Raw genomic sequence first — 26,772 nt, forward strand, 5'->3', positions numbered from 1 at the left:
AGCATTTTCAAGTGCTATAATACCGCAACTTGAAAATGCTTTTTTCTTTTATTATTTCTCTTCTACATACGCCCATTTGAAACTATATTCCGGACTAATATTATGTTTCACAATTCCCTTTACATTTGGTTGCATAACATATGCTTTAGCACTTTGATATAAAGGTACAAGCGCTACATCTTCTTCAAGTAACAATTTCTCTGCCTTCCCTAACTCTGCCCAACGTTTTTTTGCATCAGCCATCCATTCTGTCTTACTTTTATCAATAATGTCATCATATTTTGAATTTGAGTAGCTCATTTGGTTCTGAGAATTCTTTGTTTCAAACATATCAAGGTACGTCATCGGATCCGCATAATCTGGATTCCAGCCGCCATATGAGAAATCATAATCTTGATCTGATTCTAATTTTAGTTTTTGCTTAAATGGTTGAAGTTTAATATTTACTGTTACACCTTTTAGATTCTTTTCAATTTGATCTTTCACGTACTCCCCAACTTTTTTCGCATTACCAGTATCATAATTTAATAATTCAATTGTCACTTGATCTTTTCCAAGTTCTTTTTTCGCTTCTTCCCAAGCTGCTGCTGCCTTTTTGGAATCTTGTTTTAAACCATTCTTGAATGTTTCTGCGAAATCTTTACCGTCTGGTCCACTTGCTAAACCTTTTGCTACTAAGTAATCAACTGGTTTTGAACCATCATTTAAAATTACATTAGTTAAACCCTTCTTATCAACCGATAATGCAATTGCTTCACGTAATTTTTTGCTCTTTAACGGTGTATCTTGCCCACCACGTTTTTGATTTAGACGTAAGTAAAACGTACTTGTTTCCGAATATGCTCCAAACTCATCTTTTTTATTTCTATACTTATCAACGAATTCTCCAGATAAAAGTGCAAAATCAATTGCACCTGTATCATATAAATTCACCCTAGTAGCTGCTTCTTTTACTACACTATAATTAATTTCTTCTAATTTCACTGTCTTTTTATCCCAATACTGATCATTTTTCTTCAACTTCCAACCTTGCTCATGTTTCCAATCAGTAAGCACAAATGGACCGTTATAAACTGTTGTATCGGACTCTAAACCGTATTTCTTCCCTTTTTCTTTTACAAACTTTTCATTTAACGGATAGTATGATGCAAATGCCATTAAGTTCAAGAAATATGGTACCGGTCTGTCTAATTCAACTTCAAGCGTATAATCATCAACTGCTTTTACGCCTAACGTAGAAACTTCTGCTTTCCCTTGATTAATTGCTTCTGCATTTTTAAGATAGTAAGCAATAAATGCATACTCAGCAGCTGTTTGTGGATCTACTAGACGTTGCCATGCAAATACGAAATCTTTCGCAGTTACAGGATCACCGTTTGACCATTTTGCATCTTTACGTAATTTGAATGTATATTTTTTACCATCCTCGCTTTTTGTACTAGATTCTGCTACAGCTGGGATTGGCTTATTATCTTTATCAAGGCGATATAAACCTTCCATTGTATTCCCCAAAATTTGCGAGCCAAGTGTATCTGTATTTTTTGAAGTATCCATCGTCGGAATTTCATTCGTTTCTGTACGATTTAACACTTGCTTTGCCGCATATTTAATATCGGATTTCTTCTCTTCCCCACCATTATTAGACGTCGTAGTCGTTTTCTTTTCCCCACCGGAAGACCCAGAACATGCTGTTAACGCCATACTCATCGCTAATACTGGCGCTACAACCGCCGTGAACTTTTTCATCTTTTTCTTCATTCTTGTACCCTCCCCAATTATATGTACGCTACTAACTTTTAGAGATTTCTACCAACTTTATTTATCAGAAAATTCTTATTAATTAATATTCTACTATTTTTTTCAGTTTTGTAAAGCATTTTTAAGAATATTCTAAAAGTTTATTTTTTTATGATAGTAACTTGTTATTTTACTATTACTACTATATGAATTATCCCCCATCTACTATATGTAAACATACCTCCTCTTATTCTTCTCTATTACTAAGTTCTATATTTTTCTCATCAATATGAACTCTCTGCTATCATTTATCTATCCAATTGTTGAACTCTTTTCTAATTTCCTACAGTAGAATTTTAAAAGCACCCTCAACATTTCTCAAAATTTCCATGTGCCTTGTTCTCCTATTCATACAAAAAAGCATTTCAAAAGCAGCTTAGCCACTTTTAAAATGCCTCTATATTATTTTTTCCCGCCATCCTCAGTTACATACGCCCACTTAAAGCTATATTCTGGACTGATGTTATGTTTAACGACGCCTTTTACATTCGGTTTCATTACATATGATCTTCCTGTTTGATATAAAGGAACTAATCCTGCATCTTCTTCAAGGAATAATTTTTCTGCTTTTCCTAACGCTTCCCAACGCTTCTTCGGATCAGATAATAATTCATTACCTGCTTTTTGCACCATTTCATCGTATTTCGGATTCGAATAACTCATTTGGTTATATGGGCTCTTCGATTCAAACATATCAATAAATGTCATTGGATCCGCATAATCTGGGCTCCAGCCTGCATAAGAGATTTCATAATCTTGCGCTGACTCTAATTTTAATTTTTGTTTGAACGGCTGAATTTTCGTATTAATCGTTACACCTTTTAAATTTTTCTCAATTTGATCTTTAACATAATCAGCAATCTTTTTCGCAGTTCCATCATCATAGCTTAGTAATTCAATTGTAACTTGATCTTTTCCAAGTTCCTTTTTCGCTTCTTCCCATGCAGCTGCTGCTTTTTTCGTATCTTGTTTCAGACCATTTTTAAACGTATCTTGGTAATCTTTACCGTCAGGTCCTGTCGCAAGCCCTTTTGGAACCAATTGATCTGTTGCTTTTGATCCATTATTTAAAATAACGTTTGCTAAGCCCTTTTTATCAACTGATAACGCAATTGCTTCACGCAGTTTTTTGCTCTTTAACGGTGTATCCTGTCCGTTACGCTTTTGATTTAAACGTAAGAAGAATGTACTTGATTCTGCATACTCACCGTACTCATCTTTATTCGATTTATATTTATCTACAAACTCTCCTGATAGTAGTGTGAAATCAATTGATCCTGTATCATATAAATTTACTTTTGTAGCCACTTCTTTTACAACGCTGTAATTAATTTCTTCTAATTTCACAGTCTTATTATCCCAATATTTATCATTTTTCTTCAGCTGCCATCCTTGTTCATGTTTCCATGAAGACATAACGAATGGTCCGTTATACACCGTTGTATCTGCTTCTAAACCAAACTTATCTCCTTTTTCTTTTACAAACTTTTCATTTAATGGATAGTATGATGGGAATGCTAATAAGTTTAAGAAATATGGTACTGGTTTTTCTAATTCTACTTCAAGTGTATAATCATCTACCGCTTTTACACCTAATTCCGCTGCAGGTTTTTCACCTTTATTAATTGCCTCTGCATTTTTAATATAGTAGGCAATAAACGCATATTCTGCAGCTGTATTTTTATCAAGTAAGCGCTGCCATCCGTATACGAAATCTTTCGCTGTTACAGGGTCTCCATTGGACCATTTCGCATCTTTACGCAGTTTAAACGTATATTTTTTACCATCTTCGCTTTTCGTACTTGATTCTGCAGCAGCTGGAATAGGCTTATTATCTTTATCAAGACGATATAATCCTTCCATCGTGTTCCCTAAAATTTGTGCCCCTAACGTATCAGTAGATTTAGAAGTGTCCATCGTCGGAATTTCTTGATTTTCCGTACGATTCAATACTTGCTTCGCTGCATATTTAATATCAGATTTTTTTTCTTCCCCACTATTAGATGTAGTAGTCGTTTTCTTCTCTCCACCTGACCCAGAGCACGCTGTCAATGCAACGCTCATCGCTAAAACTGGTACTACAACTGCTGTTAACTTTTTCATCTTTTTTCTCTTCATTTTTATACCCTCCCCAATTATATGTACAATACCAACCCTTGAGAGACCCCTTGCTAAGGGTTTACTTTTCAGAAAATTATAACTAATATTATTCTACTCTATTTTCTGTGTTTGTAAATAGTTTTATTTTAAATATTCAGATTTTTTCTCCGTAATTTAGTATGATTTATCCCTCATCTACTGTATTTACATACTATACCCCTTATTCTTCTCTATTTAATTACACTAAAAAAAGCATTCCAAAAGTAGATTAGCCACTTTTGCAATGCCTTTTTTAAATTCTATTATTTCCCGTCTTTCTCGGTTACATAAGCCCATTTAAAGCTATACTCTGGACTGATGTTATGGTGAACAACGTCTTTTACATTCGATTTTTGAACGTATGCATCACCACGTTGGTATAAAGGCACAATTGCTACATCTTTCTCAAGAAGTAATTTCTCAGCTTGTCCTAGCTCTTCCCAACGTTTCTTCGCATCACCCATTAATTCTCCACCAGCTTTTTTAATCATTTCATCATACTTCTGATCAGAGAAGCTCATTTGGTTATGAGAATGCTTAGACTCAAACATATCTAAGAATGTCATTGGATCCGCATAATCTGGATTCCAACCGCCATATGAAATATCATAATCTTGCTCTGTTTCTAATTTCAGTTTTTGCTTGAACGGCTGAAGTTTAATATTAACTGTTACACCTTTTAAATTCTTCTCGATTTGATCTTTAACATATTCTCCAACTTTTTTCGCATTACCAGTATCATAGTTTAATAGCTCAATTGTAACTTGATCTTTTCCAAGTTCTTTTTTCGCTTCTTCCCATGCAGCGGCTGCTTTTTTCGCATCTGGTTTGATACCGTTTTTAAACGTTTCTTGGAAGTCCTTACCATCTGGTCCAGTTGCTAATCCTTTCGGCACTAAGAAGTCTGCTGGTTTAGATCCATCATTTAAAATAACATTTGCTAAATTTTTCTTATCAATAGAGTAGGCAATTGCTTCACGTAATTTTTGACTCTTTAATGGTGTATCTTGTCCACCACGTTTTTGGTTCATACGAATAAAGTAAGTGCTTACTTGTGAATAAGTCCCAAACTCATCTTTATTATTTCTATACTTATCAACAAATTCTCCTGATAAAAGTGCAGAATCAATTGCACCTGTATCATATAGGTTTACCTTTGTAGCTACTTCTTTTACTACACTGTAATTAATTTCATCTAATTTTACAGTCTTTTTATCCCAATATTGATCATTTTTCTTTAGTTTCCAGCCTTGTTCATGTTTCCAATCAGTAAGAACGAATGGTCCGTTATAAACTGTTGTATCAGACTCTAAACCGTATTTATCTCCTTTTTCCTTCACGAACTTCTCATTTAATGGATAGTACGATGGGAATGCTACTAAGTTTAAGAAGTATGGTACTGCTTGTTCTAATTCAACTTCAAGAGTAGTATCATCTACTGCCTTTACTCCTAGTTCCGTTACAGGTTTTTCACCTTTATTCACCGCTTCTGCATTTTTAATTGGGAATGCGATAAATGCATACTCAGCAGCTGTTTTTGGATCTAATAAACGTTGCCATCCAAATACGAAGTCTTTCGCTGTTACAGGATCACCATTTGACCATTTTGCATCTTTACGTAATTTAAATGTATATTTTTTGCCATCCTCGCTTTTCGTACTAGATTCCGCGGCAGCTGGGGTTGGCTTATTATCTTTATCTAGGCGATATAAACCTTCCATTGTATTTCCTAAAATTTGTGAACCAAGTGTATCCGTATTTTTCGAAGTATCCATCGTTGGAATTTCATTTGTCTCTGTTCGATTTAATACTTGTTTCGCTGCTAGTTTTTCTCCTGATTTACTATCTCCACTAGTGCTAGAATTTGTGCTTGTCTTTTTATCTCCACCTGATGTAGAACATGCTGTTAGTGCCATGCTCATTGCTAAAACCGGTACTACAACTGCTGTTAGTTTTTTCATTTTTTTCTTTTTCATTTTTGTACCCTCCCTAATTCTAAACGATAGCTATTTAAGAATTTTCTGATAATTCCGTTTTTCTTTATATATTTATCAGACGATTCTTACTACTTCTTATTCTACTAATTTTTTTAAATTTGTAAAGTGTTATTATTGAAAATTATTAAAAAATTATTTTTTTACAGTAATATTCATAAAAATTCCATATAGTTTTTTTACATCATTTATTATCGTTACATATACACTAATTTAATAGTGTTAATGATACTTTCCAATAAATAGACTGTAGATTGTCGTTAATAAATAATGTATATTTTAGAAATCTCTTTCCTACAAAAACGAAAAAAGCCCACTTTCTCAGTGGACTTTCTAATTTACAACGGTAAATCCCTCTTCCTAAACACTACAATTGCTACTATGAAGATACAAAGCGCTCCAGCAGTTAAGCCTATACTTACTGGCCATATATTATATGTTCCTTCAGCAATTTCTTTCGGACGAAACAATGTAAATAAAGATATATTTCTCATCCACTCTAACTTATCACTTAATTTCCCTACCATATCTAATACGAAAAATAAGATTGTTAAACTGGCTGAGTAGCTAAGTGCCTTTCTTTCATCATTACATATACAAGAAAAGAAAAATGAATAGGCACTAACTACTAAAAATATAAGCCCTCCAACTACATTTATTTTCAAAAATAATTCTTTATTTAAGTTATTATCTTTTAAAAACCAATCTGCACCTAATATACCAGCTACATAAGTAACAATTACAATTATTAGTAGCCCCAATATGAGAACAGTAGCTTGTGTAATTGCAATTTGCACCCTGGATACAGGTGTTGCTAATAAATATGCCATCGCCCCTTTATCTACATGACGAGCAATTAAATGCGTTGCAACCGTGACGCAAAAAATTGTTAAAATGATAATGAACAACAGGCTATAATATTCACCAGCTAAAAAATCCATTACATTTTGAATTGGGCTTTCCATTCCAACGATTTTTTTTACACTATCAGGCATGGCACTTATTAATTCATTTAACCCTTTCGCTGATACCATCGATGGGAATATCCAAATTAATAGCCATAAATAAAGAGCTGCACCAGTCGCATAACTCAAAATACTTTTTTGTGTTTCTTTCAAACTAGCTAAAAATAATTGTTTATTCATGCTTTATCCCTTCTTTCTTATCGTAATAATGCATAAATAAATGTTCTAAATCCATTGCTCTTGTTTGAAGTGCAGTTACATTATATTTTGAAAGTATTTGTAAAACAGTTTGATAGTTTCCTTGCACAATAATTGATGCTGTTTTCCCTTTCACAGCCTCGAATTGTAAATTTGATTGTGTAAGTGACTCAATTTCTTCTTGCGCTGATACTGTTACATCTATCACCTGTCGTCTCATTTCTTGTAAATCATGAATATTTTCAACTGTTACAAGGCAACCATCTTTAATAATCGCTACTCTGTCACAAGTTCTCTCAATTTCAGTGAAAATATGCGATGACATAAGAATCGTTTTCCCTCTTTGCTTTTCTTCTAATATTAAATCTATAAATATTTGCTGCATAAGTGGATCGAGTCCTGATGTCGGTTCATCTAAAATTAACACTTCTGGATCATGCATAAATGCCGCAACTATACCTACTTTTTGTTTCATTCCTTTAGACATTTTTCGAATTGGTGTTTTCACATCGAACTGCAAACGTTCTATCAATTCATCTCGTCTTTTTATATTTTTTAACCCACGCATTCCTTGCATCAAATTTAAAAATTCTAATCCATTCATTCCTTCAATAAAAGAAATTTCTCCTGGTAAATAGCCAACTTCTCTTTGAATTTTCGCAGCATCTTCCCAACAATCTAATCCGAAAATTGTCGCTTTACCAGCCGTCGGTTTTATAAATCCCATTAAATTACGAATCGTTGTTGATTTCCCAGCACCATTTGGTCCTAAGTAGCCAAAAACTTCTCCTTCTTTCACTTCAAATGTAATATCAAACAAGCCTTTTCCATTTGAAAACTGTTTTGTAACATTTTGAACTGAAATCATAAACCCACCTCATTTTTTGAAATATTTAACATGTGATATTTCAAAATTATTGTACTCCTCATCTTTCATATTCGCAACAACTTTTTGAAATATTTATATGTCCATATTTCAAAAATATTGTTTTCAATTATTTTTTCTTGTATATTTTAAATGAGGTGATTATATTGAACGGCTTTGAAAAAGTGAAAGAAAAGAAAAAACGTGCCATTAAAGATGCGGCCTTTACATTATTTTCAGAACGCGGATTTAATGAAGTAAAAATAGAACATATTGCAAAAAAAGCAAACGTTTCTCAAGTTACAATTTATAATCATTTCGGAAGTAAAGATGCGTTATTTAGGGAGCTTATACAAGAATTTATAATATCTGAATTTCAATATTATAAAGAGCTTGCGGAAGCAAAATTACCGTTTCATGATATGATGCAAAAAATGATTGTAAGAAAAATGAATACGGGGGGGTTATTTCAGCCTGATATGTTACTACAAATGATGCAAAGAGACGAAGCGCTCCGAGAATTTATTTATAGTTATCAAAACGAAAAAATCTTGCCTTGGTATTTAGAAATATTAGAACAATCACAGCGCAAAAATGAAATTAATCCACACCTTTCAAAAGAAATGATGTTACTTTACATTCAAATGTTCACTAAATTAGGTGATGATTTCGGGGCACAGCTTCTTGAAGGAGATCGAGAAAAACATATACAAGATATAGTTACGATGTTCTTTTACGGACTTTCTGTTCCAGAAAAATAATTTTTTCTAAAGAACAAACAAAATCATAAAAAAACCCTTTGGATATTTAAATCTCAAGGGCTTTTTCATGTCAATAAAATGATTAATACTAACTTTATCTTAACGAAGTTAAATGCTGCTTTATAGATAATACCTTATTATAAATTAACTCTTTTAGCATGACAGGCTGAATTGAGATAATCGTTTCACCGAAATTCAGAAAATAGTTCGAGATAAAATCAACTTCTTGTTTATTAAAATAGCCTGTTATAATGTAATTTTCGTTTTCTTTTTGTATCTTCATGGAGGGATAATTCTCTTTATCAAAAATGTCTTTTCCTTTTTGATTAACAACGACAATAAAATCAGTTGCATCAGGCCTTCTATGAAAATTAGTAAGATAACTTAACAATTCTTCAAGATTTTTTGAATTAGTATTGCTTGTTTCCACAATAGAAAGAATTTTATCACATCTAATTATTTGAACATGATTTGTCTCAAAATTAAAGATTTTAGCATACCACTGGCCAAATTTAGATTCTATTCGAATAAATTGGGCGACCAATACTTTCTCCTCATCTTTTTTTAAATATGTTAAATGATAAACTCGCTCAGCAAAAATCCCCTGTAAAAGTTCTTTTAAGAACGGACTAAAGTTACTATGATTTGTTACTTCAAAGGAAAGCGTTCGTTCCATGATTGAAATATTTTTACTCACATTATCAGGTAATACATGTTTAAATTTATTTTCAAGCGCAATACTTTCTATATTAAATGGCTTTGTTTTGTATCCATTTAATGTAAGCACCGAAAAGTATAACGCATACATTTCATCCACACTAAAATATATTGGTGATAACACACTATTTTCTATAATTTTATAACTCCCATTTCTACCTAGTTCAGAATATATTGGTACACCTATTTCTTCTAATGATTGAATATCTCGCAACGCGGTACTTTTAGAAATATCATATCTAACCATTAAATCTTTTAAATTAAAATATCTTTTATTATTTAAGAAAATAAGCATATCATTTATTCGTTCAGTTTTTTTCATATTTCCCTCCATAAAAGGTGTCATGTATTGAAACCTTTTTAGTCTATATTATAATTATTAACTAATAAAGGAGTTATATATTTATGACATTAGAAATAGCTATTTTTCTTTCAATGAATGGGCAAGCAAAGGAGGCAATTAATTTTTATACACGTAATTTAGAGGCCAAGAAGTTAATGATTGTTACGTATGAAGAACTGGCCAAAAGAGATAGTTCTTTTGAAATTACAAGTGAAAATAAAGATCATATTGCCCACTCTGTTTTACAAATTGGGAATACAAAGCTAATGATAGCCGAAGATACAATGAACCCTACTGAACGTTATAGCGTTGGAAATAACATGTCACTTTGCATTCAAAGTGCTAATTTAGAAGAAATACAAAGATTTTATAATAATTTAATTTCCGATAAGCATGTGAAAATAATCTCTCCATTAGAAAAAAATATATTTAGTGAAGCATATGGTATTATTGAAGATCCTTACGGCATACAAATCCAGTTAATGTATGATAAACGACTAAACTAAATAATGAGTCATATTCGCATATTCCTAATAAAAAAAGACACGAAATTCGTGTCTTTTTTTATTTTACCGCAATGACTCTACCCGTTTCACTACTTTCAGTCGCCAATTGAATCAATTTAATAACGTCTAAACCTTCTTGAGCAGTTACAGGTAGTTTTTCACCATTTAATATGCTATCTCGCACGCCTTTATAATACATGTCATAGCAGCCGACTTCTGTTGGAATACGCTCTAAGCTTTCTTCTGTTTCTAAAGTAGCAAAATTCTCTTCAGAGTCTGATCCATAACCATTATCCCCTGGCTTTATTCCAGTCTTTAATTGTTCTTCCTGTGAATCCATACCATACTTCACGATAGAACCTTTATCTCCATGCAGTGTAAAATGTGGTCCAGCTTGCTTTACGTAACTGCTACTATGTAAAATAACGCGCTTCACTCCATAGTGAAGTACAACATGGAAGTAATCATCCACTTCTGCACCTGGTCGTTGTTTTATTACATCTGCGCTTATCGCATCTGGTTTCCCAAATAATGATAATGCTTGGTCAATTAAATGCGATCCTAAATCATATAATATACCTGATCCTGGTAAGTTCTTTTCTCTCCAGCGATCGCGTACATGTGGGCGGAAACGATCGAAATGCGCTTCATATGCGTATACATTCCCTATTCTTTTTTCTTGTAATAATTTCTTTATCGTTAAGAAATCATTATCCAAACGGCGATTATGATACACACTTAAAACGACATTATGTCGGTTCGCTAATGAAATAAGTTCTTCTCCTTCTTCAATTGAAACAACGAATGGTTTTTCCACAACAACATGCTTACCGTGTACAATTGCTTCTTTTACATATGGAAAATGGGTTGTATTCGGCGAAGTAATGACCACTAAGTCAATATCAGCTCGATTTACTAATTCATCAATTGTACCAACAACTTCAGCATTTGGTAATGCTTGTTTCACTACTTCTTCTTTTGATGATAAAATAGCACGAATATCGTATTCTTCTATCGTTTGTAATAACGGGATGTGAAATGTTGTACTAGAAAATCCAAATCCTACAATCCCTACACCTATTTTTTTCATGTTGCCCCTCCATTTGTCCCGCTTTAACGGGCAGTAAGATTCCTAACTCAAAATTCAGCGAAAGCAAAGAAATTAGGTGAGGAATCAACTGCTCGTAAAAGCCCGATTGGTTCAACTAATAATCAGTGGGGATAAAGAAAATCCCCACTGATTAAAGTTTCACTTTATGAGAACGATTTCATTTCATCATTATAACAAGATTATTTTTATATACATAATGATTTGCTTAGAAAAAAGCATCTTGCTATCATTCATAGCAAGATGCTCCCTTTATCCCGCATTAACGCGCCGTAAGACTCCCACCTCAAAATAAGGCGAATGCGAGGGAAGTTAGGCGGGAGACCAACTGCCCGTAAAAGCCCGATTGGTGAAGGCTAATAATCAGTGAGGGATGGAAAAAAAAACCACTAATTAAAGTTTCACTTTATTCCGTTCTTTTCTTTGTCCACGTTTCAATTACTTCACCAGTATCATTAACATCTAGTACTAAACTACCATTACTATACCGGTCTTTATTTCGAAACGCTTTCGGATCAATTTCTTCTACAATGTGTTTCTCTGTCTTCATGTAAACTAATTCATCATCTCGAACAATTTCAATACCGACAATGCGGTACGGATTACGTTTTAACTCTTTAAAAATTACAAGGCCTCGCTTCGCCCTCGTTGATTTCTCAATTTCCGATGCCTTTATACGTTTCACAGCACCTCGCTGCGTAACGAGAATAAGTTGATCTTTTTCACCATTTAACGGTTTACCAGAAGCAACATAGTCATCTTCTTTTAAATTAATTGCTTTCACACCAGCTGCTCTGACACCAACTGGACTTACTTCTTCTTCATTGAATACAAGTGCATATGCACCATGTGTTGCAAGAACAATATCACTTGTCCCATCTGTCGCAAATATATCAACAACTTCATCATCTTTTTTCAAGTTTACAGCAACGAATGCCCGTGAATAACGCTGCACTTTATATTGGTTTAATTCTGTTTTCTTAATCATACCGTTTCGTGTAACAAATACGATAAATCGTTTTTCTTCTTCAAAATTCGGTACGACTGTTGCCCAAATTAACGATTCATCTCGCTCGAGTGAAACAAGATTCGCAACGTGTTGACCTAAATCTTTCCAACGAATTTCTGGCATTTCATACACAGGAAGATAAATATAATTTCCTTTGTTCGTAAATAAAAGAACGGTTTCTGTCGTGTTTGTATCGAAACGCTCAAGTAAGATGTCACCCTCTTTCATACCGAAGTATTTCCCGTTCGATGCATTATGCGAACGCCAACCTGTTCGTTTCACATAGCCTTCTTTCGTTACAGTAACGATGACATCTTCTTGCGGAATCATAACTTCCACATCGATTTTAATTTCTTCAATTTCCTCTTCAATTATCGCACGGCGATTATCACTATATGTTTTCTTTACTCTCTTCAAATCTGTTTTAATAACTTGAAAAAGTCTTTTTTCACTTTGTAAAATTGACTGTAACTCTATAATTTTCTTACTAAGTTCCGCTGCTTCTTGCTCTAGCGCTGTAATATCTGTATTTGTTAAACGATATAATTGCAGTGAAACAATTGCTTCTGACTGCGCCTCTGTAAATCCAAATTTCGCACTTAAATTATCTTTCGCATTACGCTTATCTTTAGACCCACGGATTGTTTCAATCACTTCATCTAAAATTGATAATGCTTTCTTTAAACCTTCTACAATATGCTGACGATTTTCTGCTTTTCTTAATTCATATTGTGAGCGTTTTGTAACAACTTCTTTCTGATGTCCAATATATGCATCCAAAATCTTAGGTAATGTCATAAGTGTCGGACGACGATTATTTATCGCTACCATATTAAAGTTGTATGGAATTTGTAAATCTGTATTTTTATATAAATAATTTAAAATACCTTCAGCATTCGCTTCTTTTTTTAATTCTACAACGATACGAAGACCTGTACGATCTGTCTCATCACGTACTTCAGCAATTCCATCTAGCTTTTTATCTATACGTAATTCATCCATTTTCTTAACAAGATTCGCTTTATTTACTTCGTACGGAATTTCTGTAATAACGATTTGTTGCTTCCCGCCACGAATCGTTTCAACCTCTGCTTTTCCGCGAATAATAATTTTACCTTTACCTGTTTCATACGCTTTTTTAATGCCATCTATCCCTTGTATAATACCACCTGTAGGGAAATCTGGTCCTTTAATAACTGTTAACAAGTCCTCCACAGAACTATTCGGTTGATCGATACGCATAATTGTAGCATCAATTACTTCTCCAAGATGATGCGGTGGAATTTCTGTTGCATAACCAGCGGAAATCCCTGTAGATCCGTTCACTAATAAGTTCGGGAACATTGCCGGTAATACAATAGGTTCTTCACTCGTATCATCAAAGTTTGACACGAATTCTACTGTTTCTTTATCAAGATCACGTAATAACTCAGATGCGATTGGTGATAAACGTGCTTCCGTATAACGCATTGCCGCTGCTGGATCCCCATCAACACTACCGTTATTTCCGTGCATTTCAACTAAAACATTACGTACTTTCCAAGTTTGACTTAAACGGACCATCGCCTCATATACAGAGGAATCACCATGTGGATGATAATTACCGATAACATTACCTACTGTTTTAGCTGATTTACGAAACGCTTTATCATGTACGTTTCCTTCTACATACATAGAATATAAAATACGTCTTTGTACCGGTTTTAAACCGTCACGCGCATCTGGAAGCGCGCGGTCTTGAATAATATATTTACTATAACGTGCAAAGCGGTCACCTAACACGTCTTCAAGCGGGAGGTCATGAAACTTCTCTGCCTGCATGTTATTCCACCTCCGTCTCCATAATCATTTCATTTTCTAAAATATTTCCTTCTTCTTGCATACCAAATTGTACATTACGCTCAATCCATTTACGGCGAGGTTCTACTTTATCCCCCATCAATGTCGTAACTCGGCGCTCAGCTCTTGATGCATCGTCAATTTTCACACGGATTAACGTACGTGTTTCAGGGTTCATCGTTGTTTCCCATAATTGATCGGCATTCATTTCGCCAAGTCCTTTATAGCGCTGCAACATGTAGCCTTTACCGACCTTTTTCGTTACATCACCTAATTCTTCATCAGACCATGCATATTCAATTACTTCACTTTTCCCTTTTCCTTTACTTACTTTATATAAAGGTGGAAGTGCGATAAATACTTTACCAGCTTCAATAAGTGGTTTCATATAACGGTAGAAGAACGTCAGTAGTAACACTTGAATATGTGCTCCATCCGTATCTGCATCGGTCATAATAACAACTTTATCGTAGTTAATATCTTCAACAGCGAACTCATTCCCTACGCCTCCGCCAATTGCGTAAATAATCGTATTGATCTCTTCGTTCTTAAAAATATCAGCAAGCTTTGCTTTTTCCGTGTTAATTACTTTACCACGTAATGGTAGTACCGCTTGGAAACGACGATCTCGCCCTTGCTTTGCTGAACCACCAGCCGAGTCACCCTCTACTAAATACAATTCGTTTTTCTGAGGATTACGTGATTGTGCAGGTGTTAACTTCCCGCTTAAAGTACCTTCTGATTTTTTCTTCTTCTTACCAGTACGCGCTTCTTCTCTCGCTTTACGAGCAGCCTCACGTGCTTGTGCTGCTTTAATTGCCTTTCTCACAAGAAGTGTAGCTACATCCGGGTTTTCTTCTAAAAAGTAAGCTAAATGCTCAGATACAATTGCATCAATTGAAGAACGAGCTTCACTTGTACCTAGTTTCCCTTTCGTTTGCCCTTCAAACTGGAGTACGTCTTCTGGTACACGTACAGAAACAATCGAAGCTAATCCTTCTCGAATATCTGTACCCTCTAAATTTTTGTCTTTTTCTTTTAATAAAGAAACTTTACGAGCATACTCATTGAACACACGTGTCATTGCTGTTTTAAATCCAGCTTCGTGTGTACCACCGTCTTTTGTACGTACATTATTTACAAACGAAAGAATGTTTTCTGAGTAACCATCATTAAACTGAAAGGCTAACTCTGCTTCAATTCCATTTTGCTCACCCGAGAAATATATAACTGGATGAATCGAATCTTTCTCTTCGTTTAAGTATGAAACGAAAGCCTCAATTCCTGTTTCATAATGAAACACATCTTCTAAATCATTACGTTCATCTTTTATCGAGATTTTCATTCCTTTTAATAAGAATGCAGATTCACGTAATCTCTCACATAATGTTTCATAATTATAATTTGTTGTGCTGAAAATAGTTGTATCTGGTTTGAAGTGCATCGTTGTACCAGACTCTTTCGTTTTCCCGATTTTCTCTAACGTCGTTGCAGGAGTACCACCATTTTCAAAGCGTTGTTCATAAATGCTACCATCTCGCTTAATCGTTACTACTAGCCATTCTGATAAGGCGTTTACAACTGATGCCCCAACACCGTGTAAACCACCACTCGTTTTATAGCCTCCTTGGCCAAACTTACCACCAGCATGAAGTACTGTTAAAATAACTTCAGGTGTCGGCTTTCCAAGCTTATGCATTCCCGTAGGCATTCCTCGCCCTTTATCAATTACGCTAATACTATTATCTTTATGTATTACGACAGAAATTTCGTCGCCAAATCCCGCTAATGCTTCATCAACGGAGTTATCTACTATTTCATATACTAAATGATGCAATCCACGGCTATCCGTACTCCCGATATACATACCCGGGCGTTTTCGAACGGCTTCAAGTCCTTCTAACACTTGAATTGCATCTTCATTATATTGGAACTGATGCTTCGCCAAACTCCTTGCCCCTTTCCTAATCAAATCAGAACATATGTTTCTATTATAGAATAACGCCTCGACTATAGTTTTGGCAAGTTATCTTATCTCTTTTATATACTATTTTCAATAGAAAAATCCTTGTTTTTTTTCACAAGGATTCCTCTAGGCTACTATTTCAGAAAAATAATCGTTTGTCAACGAGAAATGGATATGTATTCCAACATTATACATTCCAAACCTTTATCATGATCCAAATGATCAATATCCAAAATGGGATAACAAGTAACAATCCCCAAAAACAGCCTTTAAAAAATCTCATGATGAACACCTCGTTCATCCGCCCTACTTATGTAAAAAGCGAGGGCTGAATCAATCTTTCTATCTTTAAAATCTATACTATTTTGTCATTACATGCTCTACTTTAATGCAACGATCCATTATTACTGTGTAGCCTTTTTCTTGTAAAAGTTTATATGTATCTTCATCTTGTACTCCTAATTGTGCCCAGAAAACATCTGCATCAATCTCTACAAACTCTTTCGCAACATCCTTTAAAAATTCTGAGCGACGAAACACATTTACAATATCAACATGTTCTTTAATATCCATCAGTGAAGAAACCGCCTTTTCTCCGAGTACTTCATCTACTGTTGGATTTACTGGAATAATGCGGTACCCAGCATCTTGCATTGCTTTTGAAACCATATACGATGTGCGTTCTGGCTTATCTGATAATCCAACAACTGCAATCGTTTTACTTTTCTTTAATACTTCACCAATTTCCGTACGAGTTGGGTTTTCAATTATCATAATTTATCCCTCCTATTTCTTTAGTATATCCGATAAAGAAAGTCTCTTTCAACATGAAAGAGACTTTCTTTTATTCCGATTATTGATTCTTTGTAGCTGAATTATCTGCTAATGTAGCTGTTTTCGTCATTTTTTGGCCATTGCGATAGAATGTAACTTCTACTTTCTCGCCTACTTTTTTCTTTTCATATAAATATTTACGGAATTGAAGTGAATTCTCTACTTTTTGATCATCTAACGCTACTACTATATCATATTGCTCTAAACCAGCTTTTTCCGCTGGTGATATTGGATAGATTTTACCTAATACAACGCCGTTTGTTACTTCTTTTGGCACTTTTAATTGATTTACTGCATAAGCTTGCACATCTTCTAATGAAACGACACCGACTCCTAGTGCTGGACGTTTCACCACTCCTTCTTTTTCAAGGGATTCAATAACTGGCTTTGCAATATTAATTGGAATAGCAAATCCAATTCCTTCAACTTCTTGTTGTGCAATTTTACTTGAATTAATCCCAATTATTTCACCGTTTTGATTAAATAACGCACCACCACTATTACCTGGGTTAATCGCTGCATCTGTTTGAATAACTTGAGCATTCCAATCTGCACGCTTATCGCCATCAATATCTACTGGAATTTCACGTTCTTTGCTACTAATAATACCTTCTGTTACACTTCCATCAAACCCTAGTGGGTTACCGATTGCAATCGCTTTTTCACCCGCACGAAGTTTACTTGAATCACCTAAAGTGGCAACTTTATTTACATTAGATCCATCAATTTCTACAACCGCTAAATCTAACCAAGGGTCTTTCCCTACAAGCTTTGCATCTACCTTTTTACCATCACTTAGTTTTACAGCAAGTTTATTTGCTCCATCTACTACATGGTTGTTCGTTACAATATACGCTTTATTCCCTGCTTTTTTATAAATAACACCTGATCCTGAGCCAGCTTGTTGCTCTTGGCCTGTCGGTTGCATTGCAAATGGATCAACACTTTGTTGCATATTAATAACACCTACAACAACATCCTTCGCGCCTTCGATCATTCCCGGTAAATCAGTTTCATTTTTCGCTTTATTTACAACTGGAACTACAGTTCCTTCTACTTGTTTATTAGAATTGAATGACGAAACAGCTGCATTATTATTTTGCACCCATGGCATGTACGGTGCTGCAAAACTAATCGAAACCGCCCCGACTACAGCTCCAACTAAACCTGTGAAAAAATATCCTTTTTTACTACCTGATTTTTTCACTTCTCTTGTTTCACTATGCTCTTCATTCAAATTCGGTCCGTCGTAATATCCCATGTTTTATTTCCCCTCCCTGGTGAATTCGTACTTTCAGTATAGTCACATTTTGTGTCCTTCTTGTGAACTCATCGTGAAATCCAATTAAAAAAATACTCCTATCTACCATTGTAGACAAGAAAAGTATTTTTTGTACATTCCACCTACAAAGGAGAGTGTAAATTTGCTATATCCCAAAGCCGGGATGCATAGTAACTTAAAGGTTATTCTTCGAATTTGTAACCTACTCGAATAACAGTGCCGATATGCCTCGCCTTATCTCCTAGCTTATTTCGCAGTTTTTTAATATGTGTATCAACCGTTCGGTCATCACCGTAGTAATCATATCCCCATAACTGATCTAATAAATGTTGACGTGACAACACAATTCCTTTGTTCTCCATTAAATAAACAAGAAGTTCGAACTCCTTATGTGTCAATATAATTTCTTCACCATCTACTAAAACTGTTCTAGATAGTCGATTCACTTCTATTCCAGCTAAAGACATAGTATTTTCTTCTGATACTCCTACCGCTCCATCCGCACGTTTCAATAACGTCTTTGCACGAGCTACTAACACTTTCGGACTAAAAGGTTTTGTTACATACTCATCTGCACCTAGTTCAAAGCCTAGTAATGTATCATCCTCATCAGAACGTGCTGTCAGCATAATGATTGGTACCGCTGACTCTTTTCTAATTCGTCTACAAACAGACCAACCATCTATTTCTGGTAACATAATATCCAACATAATTAAATCAATTGTATGTTCAGCAAATAATTCTAGCGCTTTTTTTCCATCTTCCGCTTCGATTACTTCAAAGCCTTCATTACGAAAATAATCACTAACAATTTCACGTAATCTTCTTTCATCTTCAACAAGTAATACTGTTTTATTCATATAACCTATCCCGCCTTTTTACTCTTTCAATCGAATAATACGTTGATTGGAGCTTCCACGAAATGGAAGTGTTAAATCTTTTTTATCAAGTTCAAATCTTCCATCGACCAAAACATCCCCATAATGTAACAATTCTATCATATCATTATTTTGAGCACTCTGTATCTCTTCTAACCTGTAACCTGTATAAATCCATAGATTTTTTCTCAAATCCTTCACTGCTTTTGCTACTTTTTTCACTTCAGCAGCTTGAAAAAATGGATCTCCGCCTGAAAATGTTACATCGGTTAATGAATTTTTTTCAATCTCTTTCACAATTTCTTCTACCGTCATTTCAGTTCCATTGCAAACATTCCATGATTTCGGATTATGGCAACCGATACAACGATGCGGACAGCCCGCAAAAAACACGACTGTCCGCAATCCTTCTCCATCTACTACACTATCATGAATGATATTCATAACTTTCATTTATGCTTCACCCGATCCATCTCTTCACTACGTTTCGCGCTATTCCACTTTGACATATCTCCAACAAGATATCCTGTTATGCGGCGAATTCTTTCTATTTCATTCTCATCTTCATTCCCACAACTCGGACATTCATTCCCGATAATGCCATGATAACTACAGCACTTACAACGATCAACAGGATGGTTAATTGAACCGTACCCAACGCCATTCTCTGCCATCGCTTGCACAATTTGCTTTAATGCCTTTTTGTTATGCATAGCTGCTCCGTCTAGTTCAATATACGTAATATGTCCCCCGTTACATAGGGCATGGAAAGGTCCTTCTAAACGAATTTTATTTATCGCTTGAATGTTATAATAAACTGGAATATGGAATGAATTCGTATAGTAATTATGGTTCGTTATACCGCTAATCTCACCAAATTCTTCTCTATCTTTTTTCACAAACTTTCCTGATAACCCTTCTGCCGGCGTTGCAATTACAGAGAAATTGAGTTGATGTTCTTCCATCGCCTTATCCATTCTCTCTCTCATAAAGGAAATAATTTCATATCCAAGCTTCCACGATTCTTCATTTTCTCCATGATGCTTTCCAGTTAACGCTACTAAACATTCTGCAAGACCGATAAAACCAAGACTTAACGTCCCTTGTTTTAAAATCGGTGCCACAGCATCTTCAGGTTGTAACGTCTCTCCACCACGCCATACACCTTGTGAATATAAGAACTGAAAATCTCTTGCTCTCTTTGTACATTGATAAGCAAATCTCTCTAATAATTGCTTAACGCCTAAATCTAAATAATAACTTAGCGCTTCAAAAAACGCTTCTTTCGATCCACTAATTAGCGCTAATTTCACTAAATTAATAGAAGTAAACGATAAATTCCCTCTTCCAATTGCTGTTTCTTCCCCATGTATATTAGACATAACACGAGTACGGCACCCCATATAACATACTTCACTTTCAGGTCGACCATCATAATGCACAGCATTAAACGGAGCATCTAAAAACGAAAAGTTAGGGAATAATCGCTCAGCGGTCGTTTCTAACGCTAATTCAAATAAATCATAGTTCGGATCACACTCTTCAAAGTTCACGCCTTTTTTCATTTTGAAAATTTGAATAGGAAAAATCGGTGTTTCCCCTTTACCAAGTCCAGCTTGCGTCGCTTTTAAAAGTTGCTTAATTAAAAGTCTTCCCTCTTTCGATGTGTCTGTACCGTAGTTAATTGAAATAAATGGTACTTGTCCCCCGCCCCTACTATGCATACTATTTGAATTATGAACGAAAGCCTCACACGCCTGATACGTATCATTTTCTGTCTCTTTCCATGCAAATTCCTCTATTTGTTCTTTCGTAAGCGGATATGACTGTAGTCGTTTTTTATGTCTCTTTACTGTTTTTCTCACATATGGAGCTAAATCAATATCAAAGAGTGCAAACGATTGACCACCGTGCTGCATATTTTGATTCGCCTGAAAAATAATTGAAGAAAGCGCCAACGCACTTTTAATGTCTTGCGGTTGTCTCATATGTCCATGTCCAGTATGAAAACCGTTAGCTAGCATTTGCGCTAACGGAATTTGCGAACAAGTCGTCGTTCCTGTTGCATAAAAATCTAAATCATGTGGATATAATATATTTTGATCTATCGCTTTTTTCACTTGATCTGATAATAATTTTTCTACTGCATAATACTTTGCGCTCTCAGATGCGAACGTTCCCATTACTCCCATTGGAGATCGACCATCTACATTTGCATTTTCCTGCATTAAATCTTGTTCATTACCGTGGATAATTGTCTCAAATACTTTCATTAATTCTTCTCCACGTACATTTTGTTTCAACATTCATAACCCTCCACCAACATGTTGTTGTCTTTTGATTAAAATCATACAACATATAGTTCTTCTATTCCTGTGAAAAATGTAACATTCCTGTGAAAGTTTTTTTAAAAATTAATGACTTTTTCATTTATAAAAAAGAAATGTGCTCTTTACAAATGTATGGTACAATAAATGGGAAAAACTCTTTTTACCCTTTATCAACACATTTGTATAAAGGAGACTGAACTCATGGTTATTACATATCTTTTATTTATCGTTGCCTATCTACTCGGTTCGATTCCATTTGCATTAGTCGTTGGAAAAATTGGTTATGGAATCGACATTCGTGAGCATGGAAGCGGTAATCTAGGCGGAACAAATACATTCCGTACATTAGGGAAAAAAGCAGGTTTTATCGTAACAATTGCTGACATTTTAAAAGGTACATTAGCAACAGGTCTACCGATTATTTTCGGGTCAGATATTCACCCACTATGGTTTGGATTAGCCGCTGTTCTTGGACATGTCTATCCGATCTTCGCAAAATTCCGCGGGGGGAAAGCAGTTGCAACTTCTGCTGGGGTGCTATTATGCTATTCACCAGTTGTTTTTGCAATATTAGCTGTTGTCTTTTTTAGCCTTTTATTTACAACAAGATACGTATCACTTTCTTCTATGATAACAGCTGTCGTTGCTGTTATTGCATCCATTGTTAGCGGGGATAAAATCTTCATTATTGCGATGTGTTTATTAGCAGGTATGGTTATTTATAAACACCGTGCAAATATCGGACGAATTATAAATAAAACTGAACCAAAAGCAAACTTTTCAAAAAAGCAAAAATAAGATCGTAACCCACATAACGCAAAAAGAAAACGTGAAGCATATTAATAGCGTCTTTTTGCGTTATTTTTTATACTAAAAGAAAAAGCAACATAATTTGGAGGAACTATACATGAATCTTTCCGTAACAAAAGAAGCAGCACAATGGTATAAAAACGAATTAAACTTACAATCGGGTGAAACAATACGCCTTTTCGTACAATACGGCGGTTGCAGTACTGTGCAAAAAGGACTTTCTTTAGGTATTCGTAAAGATGACCCTGCGCACCCTGCTGTTCAAACTCAAGAAGAAGGTATTAACTTCTTTATTGAAGGCGATGATGAGTGGTTCTTCGATGGACATAATTTATTAGTTACACTTAACGACGGTGATGATTTCCCTCAATTTAATTATGAAAAATAAAAAAGCGTGGCTTCTGCCACGCTTTTTTATTTCTTTTTAATTTCCTCATATTTCGCATACCACTCAGGATATAATTTTTTAAATGATACAGGGCGGAACCCTTCTTTTTTCGCACAAATATTCGTCGTGCTTGCAGTAATACAAAGTTCGCCATCACCATTATAAATTTCATATCCATATACAACGCGGAGCGGGCTCACGGTATCAACCCACGTTTTCACAATAGCTTTTTCTCCATAACGCATCGCTTTACGATATGAAATTTGTAAGTCTAACACAGGAGAAATAATTCCCTCTTTCTCCATTTCAACATATGAAAATCCTAAATCTTGTATAAGTTTCGTGCGCCCTAGTTCAAGCCACACTAAATAGTTTGAATGGTAAACAACACCCATTTGATCTGTTTCCGCATAACGGATTTCAACTTCATGTTCTGCTACAAACATTTCTATTCGCCTTCTTTCACTTCTGCTACCTTGCATACATTTAATCATAATACAGTGGAATCAAAAATAAAATAAAAACAGTGAATCTTTTACCGAAAGGGGCAAGCACATGATCCAAATTGTAACTGTTCGTAGCGGTGATAGTGTTTATGGTTTAGCATCAAAGTACGGATCTACACCTGAAGAAATTGTAAAAGACAATGGACTAAATCCAGCTGAAACACTCGTTGTTGGTCAGGCACTTATCGTTAATACAAAAGGCAATAATTATTATGTACAGCCAGGTGACAGCCTTTATCGAATTTCTCAAACGTATAACGTCCCTCTCGCCAGTTTAGCTAAAGTTAATAACCTTTCATTAAAATCTATTCTCCATGTCGGACAGCAATTATATATACCGAAAGGAACAAAACGAGCAGTAGAATCCATTGCTTATTTACAGCCTTCAACAATACCGATAAAAGAAAGTTTAGTAAATGCTACACGTGCTATTAATCCATTTTTAACATATTTAGCCTACTTCAGCTTTGAAGCAAAAAGAGACGGCACTTTAAAAGAACCGACGGAAACAGCGAAAATCGCTAATATTGCAACGCAAGGTAACACCATCCCTATGCTCGTTATTACAAATATTGAAAATGGAAATTTCAGTGCCGATCTGACCTCGGTTATTTTACGCGATGCAACAATTCAAAACAAGTTTATTACTAACATTTTGCAAACAGCTGAAAAATATGGCATGCGAGACATTCATTTCGATTTCGAGAGTGTGGCACCTGAAGATCGCGAAGCGTATAATCGTTTTTTACGAAATGTGAAAACACGCTTACCTAGCGGGTACACATTAAGTACAACACTTGTACCGAAAACGAGCTCAAATCAAAAAGGGAAATTTTTTGAGGCTCACGATTATAAAGCACAAGGACAAATTGTTGATTTCGTCGTCATTATGACATACGACTGGGGTTGGCAAGGTGGACCACCGATGGCGATTTCCCCTATTGGTCCTGTAAAAGAAGTACTTCAATATGCAAAATCTCAAATGCCACCACAAAAAATTATGATGGGGCAAAATTTATATGGATTTGATTGGAAACTCCCTTTCAAACAAGGGAATCCACCCGCAAAAGCAGTTAGCTCTGTCGCAGCTGTTGCACTTGCTCGTAAATACAATGTTCCTATCCGCTATGATTTCACAGCCCAAGCTCCACATTTTAATTACTTTGATGAAAACGGCGTACAACACGAGGTTTGGTTTGAAGATTCGAGGTCTATTCAAAGTAAATTCAATTTAATGAAAGAACAAGGCATTGGTGGTATTAGTTACTGGAAGATTGGTCTACCATTCCCACAAAATTGGCGTTTACTCGTTGAAAACTTTACAATTACGAAAAAAGGCTGACGAAAGTCAGCTTTTTAAATATTTTTATAATATTATCCAAACACACAAAAAGGAGAATGATGACATTCTCCTTTTTTTAACCGTTATCAACAATTGGTTGTTTGCCAGTTTGGTCTTGCATTTGCTTCCCTTTATTGCCACCAGCTTTTTTCGATTGTGTTCCAATTTGATTTGGTGCAAAGTCTTTTGAATTCTTTTTCGGATTACCCATTACTATCGCCTCCTTAACACTAGTATCGTACTAGTGTTAAGAATTATTCAGCCTGCTTAAAAAGTTTCATTTCATAACGTTTTTCAATTCGTTTTTCAATTCGATCCATTGCATCACGATCGCTTAATAATTGTTGTTTATTTTCATTTACAAGTTCTTCAAACGATCTACGGCGACTTCTTCTCATGTTGCTCACCCTTTCTTCTACGCTTTCTTATTACATAGTATGAGCAAATGAAAAACTCTTTAATCAGATTTGTAAGAAAATTTTATGTTTTGATAAAAAATCCCATGCGCATATATTGCACATGGGATTTTTTACACCATCGTATTTAAATATTTTTTAATTTCTTCATCCGCATTTACTTTATTTGCTCTATATTCATCCAGCGCTCGTAATACAGAATCGTATTCTGCTACAATGTAGCTCTCTAGCTTCAAAATGTCCTCTACACTGTCAATCATAATTCTCGTGTTGCCAATCTCACTTTTCAATGCTGCCTCGTATGTTAAGCTCGTACAAATTTCTCTTACATCGTCTTCCATTTTTTCTGTTAACACATATTTCTTTCGCCCTTTGACCTTTAACCTTATAATTGGGTAAAAGGCTTTTATATCTAAATAACTCCCAACATTCATACAACGAATCCACTCAATATCACGTTTATTTCGTACAAGCATTTCTTTTACTGCTTCAAATACCGCTGTTTCATCAAGTACTTCCTTATTCGCTTTTCTTTTTCCTTCTTCTTCAACGGCTGCACATTTTTGATAAACAGCCGCACACGTAATACAGTCGTCAAATGCATTATGAGAACTTAAGCGAATTCCAAGCATTCGTTTTAACGTTTCAAGTTTGTGATTAGGCGCATGCTTCATATATTTTTTCGCTAAAAACACAGTATCAATAACGTTATTTTTAGGCTCAGGTAGTCCAAGCATATTTACATTACTCTTTAAAAAACGCATATCAAAAGAAGCATTATGTGCCACGATAATATTTGTATCTAGAAATGCCAAAAACAAAGGCAATACTTCTGCAATTGTTGGTGCGTCTGAAACACGATAATTCGTAATACCTGTTAAACTCGTAATTCGGCTCGGAATTGGACGCTCTGGATTCACATACGATACAAATTGATCTACTAGTTCATGATTACAATATTTCACTGCTGCAACTTGAATAATTTTATCATTATAAGGGTTAAATCCTGTTGTTTCAAAATCAATTACAACATAATCTAACGGTAAGGATACATTCCCCACTCCAGACACTCCTTTATCTCTAAACATTTATATTTCTTTTATCATATCACGAAGCTTTCACTACTTGAAAAAGAAAAGGCAGAAATGATTATATTCCATCTCCACCTTTTCACCGTTATTTTAATTTAGCAATCCGTTTCTCCATCTCTTTTTGTGTCATCGGTCCAATAAACTTATCTTGAATAACACCTTCTGTATCAATAAAATAAGAAGTTGGAATGGTAATTACTTTATACGCTGTTGTCACATCAATGTTCTTGTCCAATAAAATAGGAAAAGTAATTCCTTTTTCTTTAGCGAAGTTCCTTACCTTTTCTTCTCCGCCTCCTTTTTCTGAAGGAGTATAGTTTATAGCTAAAATTTCTACGTTTTCTTTATGTTCTTTATAAAAGGCCTCCATATCAGGCATTTCTTGCTGACAAGGCCCACACCACGTTGCCCAAAAGTTTAAAATAACTTTCTTTCCTTTTAAATCGGATAACTTTACATTCGTTCCATCTATCTTTGCTAATTCAAAATCTGGTGCGCTCTTTCCAATTTCAATACCGTTCCTTGCGAAAATCTCTTTCATAGCAGCTTCACTTTTGGCAGGCTTTTCTTGCATTACTTGATCCTCTTTACCAAACTGTTCATAAGCTGCATATCCCGCTAAACAAAGTAACACTACAATAATGGTAAGCTTCCGCCACATATTATATCACCCTTACGTGTTTATCTT

General features: G+C 35.0%; 24 protein-coding genes. 5 read left to right on the forward strand and 19 right to left on the reverse strand.

The window, feature by feature from the left end:
* Positions 1–51 precede the first annotated feature (51 nt).
* The 5 genes from MKY90_RS17840 to MKY90_RS17860 all read right to left on the reverse strand — a co-directional run bounded on the left by MKY90_RS17840 (position 52) and on the right by MKY90_RS17860 (position 7,961).
* A complete protein-coding gene (locus MKY90_RS17840; protein WP_016092063.1) occupies positions 52–1,758 on the reverse strand; it encodes a peptide ABC transporter substrate-binding protein in 1,707 nt (568 codons plus the stop codon).
* A gap of 441 nt (positions 1,759–2,199) precedes the next feature.
* A complete protein-coding gene (locus tag MKY90_RS17845; protein WP_133116707.1) occupies positions 2,200–3,915 on the reverse strand; it encodes a peptide ABC transporter substrate-binding protein in 1,716 nt (571 codons plus the stop codon).
* Positions 3,916–4,199: 284 nt separating this feature from the next.
* Positions 4,200–5,912: a peptide ABC transporter substrate-binding protein gene (locus MKY90_RS17850; protein ID WP_098168395.1), complete on the reverse strand. Its 1,713-nt coding sequence runs from the start codon at positions 5,910–5,912 to the stop codon at positions 4,200–4,202.
* A gap of 356 nt (positions 5,913–6,268) precedes the next feature.
* On the reverse strand, positions 6,269–7,075 hold the full coding sequence (locus MKY90_RS17855; RefSeq protein ID WP_098168396.1) for an ABC transporter permease subunit: 807 nt from the start codon (positions 7,073–7,075) through the stop codon (positions 6,269–6,271).
* Positions 7,068–7,961, reverse strand: coding sequence for an ABC transporter ATP-binding protein (locus MKY90_RS17860; RefSeq protein ID WP_098168397.1), 894 nt, complete (start codon positions 7,959–7,961; stop codon positions 7,068–7,070). Before MKY90_RS17860 ends, MKY90_RS17855 begins: the two co-directional genes overlap by 8 nt.
* A gap of 164 nt (positions 7,962–8,125) precedes the next feature.
* On the opposite strand from MKY90_RS17860, the gene MKY90_RS17865 reads away from it, so the two are divergent.
* Positions 8,126–8,719 carry a TetR/AcrR family transcriptional regulator gene (locus MKY90_RS17865; RefSeq protein WP_063219663.1) on the forward strand — a complete coding sequence of 198 codons (594 nt, stop codon included), beginning with the start codon at positions 8,126–8,128 and terminating at the stop codon, positions 8,717–8,719.
* A 94-nt stretch (positions 8,720–8,813) separates the two neighbouring features.
* On the opposite strand, the gene MKY90_RS17870 is transcribed toward MKY90_RS17865, so the two are convergent.
* Positions 8,814–9,782, reverse strand: a complete 969-nt coding sequence (locus MKY90_RS17870; protein WP_098168399.1) for a helix-turn-helix transcriptional regulator — start codon at positions 9,780–9,782, stop codon at positions 8,814–8,816.
* Positions 9,783–9,841: 59 nt separating this feature from the next.
* On the opposite strand from MKY90_RS17870, the gene MKY90_RS17875 reads away from it, so the two are divergent.
* Positions 9,842–10,285, forward strand: a complete 444-nt coding sequence (locus tag MKY90_RS17875) for a VOC family protein (protein WP_002142698.1) — start codon at positions 9,842–9,844, stop codon at positions 10,283–10,285.
* 58 nt (positions 10,286–10,343) lie between these two features.
* Here MKY90_RS17875 and MKY90_RS17880 read toward each other — a convergent pair whose 3' ends face one another.
* The 8 genes from MKY90_RS17880 to MKY90_RS17915 all read right to left on the reverse strand — a co-directional run bounded on the left by MKY90_RS17880 (position 10,344) and on the right by MKY90_RS17915 (position 21,507).
* The gene (locus MKY90_RS17880) at positions 10,344–11,375 is read right to left on the reverse strand and encodes an oxidoreductase (RefSeq protein ID WP_098168400.1); all 1,032 of its coding nucleotides are present in this window, start codon (positions 11,373–11,375) and stop codon (positions 10,344–10,346) included.
* A 424-nt stretch (positions 11,376–11,799) separates the two neighbouring features.
* On the reverse strand, positions 11,800–14,223 hold the full coding sequence (gene parC, locus MKY90_RS17885; protein ID WP_098168401.1) for a DNA topoisomerase IV subunit A: 2,424 nt from the start codon (positions 14,221–14,223) through the stop codon (positions 11,800–11,802).
* Between the two features lies 1 nt (position 14,224).
* Complete coding sequence (gene parE, locus MKY90_RS17890) at positions 14,225–16,189, reverse strand: DNA topoisomerase IV subunit B (RefSeq protein ID WP_063217630.1); 1,965 nt, start codon at positions 16,187–16,189, stop codon at positions 14,225–14,227.
* Positions 16,190–16,567: 378 nt separating this feature from the next.
* Positions 16,568–16,981 carry a CoA-binding protein gene (locus tag MKY90_RS17895; protein ID WP_063217629.1) on the reverse strand — a complete coding sequence of 138 codons (414 nt, stop codon included), beginning with the start codon at positions 16,979–16,981 and terminating at the stop codon, positions 16,568–16,570.
* A gap of 79 nt (positions 16,982–17,060) precedes the next feature.
* Positions 17,061–18,302, reverse strand: a complete 1,242-nt coding sequence (locus tag MKY90_RS17900) for a S1C family serine protease (protein WP_002014311.1) — start codon at positions 18,300–18,302, stop codon at positions 17,061–17,063.
* 203 nt (positions 18,303–18,505) lie between these two features.
* Positions 18,506–19,183 carry a response regulator transcription factor gene (locus MKY90_RS17905; protein ID WP_002185181.1) on the reverse strand — a complete coding sequence of 226 codons (678 nt, stop codon included), beginning with the start codon at positions 19,181–19,183 and terminating at the stop codon, positions 18,506–18,508.
* 18 nt (positions 19,184–19,201) lie between these two features.
* On the reverse strand, positions 19,202–19,654 hold the full coding sequence (gene nrdG / locus MKY90_RS17910; RefSeq protein ID WP_002128495.1) for an anaerobic ribonucleoside-triphosphate reductase activating protein: 453 nt from the start codon (positions 19,652–19,654) through the stop codon (positions 19,202–19,204).
* Positions 19,651–21,507: an anaerobic ribonucleoside triphosphate reductase gene (locus MKY90_RS17915; RefSeq protein ID WP_098168402.1), complete on the reverse strand. Its 1,857-nt coding sequence runs from the start codon at positions 21,505–21,507 to the stop codon at positions 19,651–19,653. Before MKY90_RS17915 ends, nrdG begins: the two co-directional genes overlap by 4 nt.
* Positions 21,508–21,732: 225 nt before the next feature.
* On the opposite strand from MKY90_RS17915, the gene plsY reads away from it, so the two are divergent.
* Positions 21,733–22,329: a glycerol-3-phosphate 1-O-acyltransferase PlsY gene (gene plsY / locus MKY90_RS17920; protein WP_002014306.1), complete on the forward strand. Its 597-nt coding sequence runs from the start codon at positions 21,733–21,735 to the stop codon at positions 22,327–22,329.
* 109 nt (positions 22,330–22,438) lie between these two features.
* Positions 22,439–22,729: a HesB/YadR/YfhF family protein gene (locus MKY90_RS17925; RefSeq protein WP_002033558.1), complete on the forward strand. Its 291-nt coding sequence runs from the start codon at positions 22,439–22,441 to the stop codon at positions 22,727–22,729.
* A gap of 26 nt (positions 22,730–22,755) precedes the next feature.
* Here MKY90_RS17925 and MKY90_RS17930 read toward each other — a convergent pair whose 3' ends face one another.
* A complete protein-coding gene (locus MKY90_RS17930; protein ID WP_000495812.1) occupies positions 22,756–23,175 on the reverse strand; it encodes an acyl-CoA thioesterase in 420 nt (139 codons plus the stop codon).
* A 109-nt stretch (positions 23,176–23,284) separates the two neighbouring features.
* On the opposite strand from MKY90_RS17930, the gene MKY90_RS17935 reads away from it, so the two are divergent.
* Complete coding sequence (locus MKY90_RS17935; protein WP_002066644.1) at positions 23,285–24,577, forward strand: glycosyl hydrolase family 18 protein; 1,293 nt, start codon at positions 23,285–23,287, stop codon at positions 24,575–24,577.
* Positions 24,578–24,653: 76 nt separating this feature from the next.
* Here MKY90_RS17935 and sspN read toward each other — a convergent pair whose 3' ends face one another.
* The 4 genes from sspN to MKY90_RS17955 all read right to left on the reverse strand — a co-directional run bounded on the left by sspN (position 24,654) and on the right by MKY90_RS17955 (position 26,745).
* The gene (sspN, locus tag MKY90_RS17940; RefSeq protein ID WP_000527988.1) at positions 24,654–24,788 is read right to left on the reverse strand and encodes an acid-soluble spore protein SspN; all 135 of its coding nucleotides are present in this window, start codon (positions 24,786–24,788) and stop codon (positions 24,654–24,656) included.
* Positions 24,789–24,831: 43 nt separating this feature from the next.
* Positions 24,832–24,975, reverse strand: a complete 144-nt coding sequence (locus MKY90_RS17945) for an FbpB family small basic protein (protein ID WP_002014298.1) — start codon at positions 24,973–24,975, stop codon at positions 24,832–24,834.
* 131 nt (positions 24,976–25,106) lie between these two features.
* Positions 25,107–26,054 (reverse strand): 3'-5' exonuclease, encoded by a 948-nt coding sequence (locus tag MKY90_RS17950; RefSeq protein ID WP_002190374.1) that lies wholly within the window; start codon positions 26,052–26,054, stop codon positions 25,107–25,109.
* A 115-nt stretch (positions 26,055–26,169) separates the two neighbouring features.
* Entirely contained in the window at positions 26,170–26,745 is a 576-nt protein-coding gene (locus MKY90_RS17955) for a TlpA family protein disulfide reductase (protein WP_002190375.1), read from the reverse strand.
* Positions 26,746–26,772 lie beyond the last annotated feature (27 nt).

Origin of the sequence: Bacillus sp. FSL P2-0099 (assembly GCF_038007445.1) — a bacterium.
GTDB classification, from domain to species: Bacteria; Bacillota; Bacilli; order Bacillales; family Bacillaceae_G; genus Bacillus_A; species Bacillus_A mycoides.

Excerpts from the sequence above, each read along its gene's own strand:
- MKY90_RS17840 (WP_016092063.1), bottom strand. The coding sequence starts at position 1,758 with ATGAAGAAAAAGATGAAAAAGTTCACGGCGGTTGTAGCGCCAGTATTA.
- MKY90_RS17845 (WP_133116707.1), bottom strand. The coding sequence starts at position 3,915 with ATGAAGAGAAAAAAGATGAAAAAGTTAACAGCAGTTGTAGTACCAGTT.
- MKY90_RS17850 (WP_098168395.1), bottom strand. The coding sequence starts at position 5,912 with ATGAAAAAGAAAAAAATGAAAAAACTAACAGCAGTTGTAGTACCGGTT.
- MKY90_RS17855 (WP_098168396.1), bottom strand. The coding sequence starts at position 7,075 with ATGAATAAACAATTATTTTTAGCTAGTTTGAAAGAAACACAAAAAAGT.
- MKY90_RS17860 (WP_098168397.1), bottom strand. The coding sequence starts at position 7,961 with ATGATTTCAGTTCAAAATGTTACAAAACAGTTTTCAAATGGAAAAGGC.
- MKY90_RS17870 (WP_098168399.1), bottom strand. The coding sequence starts at position 9,782 with ATGACACCTTTTATGGAGGGAAATATGAAAAAAACTGAACGAATAAAT.
- MKY90_RS17875 (WP_002142698.1), top strand. The coding sequence starts at position 9,842 with ATGACATTAGAAATAGCTATTTTTCTTTCAATGAATGGGCAAGCAAAG.
- MKY90_RS17880 (WP_098168400.1), bottom strand. The coding sequence starts at position 11,375 with ATGAAAAAAATAGGTGTAGGGATTGTAGGATTTGGATTTTCTAGTACA.
- parC (WP_098168401.1), bottom strand. The coding sequence starts at position 14,223 with ATGCAGGCAGAGAAGTTTCATGACCTCCCGCTTGAAGACGTGTTAGGT.
- MKY90_RS17895 (WP_063217629.1), bottom strand. The coding sequence starts at position 16,981 with ATGATAATTGAAAACCCAACTCGTACGGAAATTGGTGAAGTATTAAAG.
- MKY90_RS17900 (WP_002014311.1), bottom strand. The coding sequence starts at position 18,302 with ATGGGATATTACGACGGACCGAATTTGAATGAAGAGCATAGTGAAACA.
- MKY90_RS17905 (WP_002185181.1), bottom strand. The coding sequence starts at position 19,183 with ATGAATAAAACAGTATTACTTGTTGAAGATGAAAGAAGATTACGTGAA.
- nrdG (WP_002128495.1), bottom strand. The coding sequence starts at position 19,654 with ATGAAAGTTATGAATATCATTCATGATAGTGTAGTAGATGGAGAAGGA.
- MKY90_RS17915 (WP_098168402.1), bottom strand. The coding sequence starts at position 21,507 with ATGTTGAAACAAAATGTACGTGGAGAAGAATTAATGAAAGTATTTGAG.
- plsY (WP_002014306.1), top strand. The coding sequence starts at position 21,733 with ATGGTTATTACATATCTTTTATTTATCGTTGCCTATCTACTCGGTTCG.
- MKY90_RS17925 (WP_002033558.1), top strand. The coding sequence starts at position 22,439 with ATGAATCTTTCCGTAACAAAAGAAGCAGCACAATGGTATAAAAACGAA.
- MKY90_RS17930 (WP_000495812.1), bottom strand. The coding sequence starts at position 23,175 with ATGTTTGTAGCAGAACATGAAGTTGAAATCCGTTATGCGGAAACAGAT.
- MKY90_RS17935 (WP_002066644.1), top strand. The coding sequence starts at position 23,285 with ATGATCCAAATTGTAACTGTTCGTAGCGGTGATAGTGTTTATGGTTTA.
- sspN (WP_000527988.1), bottom strand. The coding sequence starts at position 24,788 with ATGGGTAATCCGAAAAAGAATTCAAAAGACTTTGCACCAAATCAAATT.
- MKY90_RS17945 (WP_002014298.1), bottom strand. The coding sequence starts at position 24,975 with ATGAGAAGAAGTCGCCGTAGATCGTTTGAAGAACTTGTAAATGAAAAT.
- MKY90_RS17955 (WP_002190375.1), bottom strand. The coding sequence starts at position 26,745 with ATGTGGCGGAAGCTTACCATTATTGTAGTGTTACTTTGTTTAGCGGGA.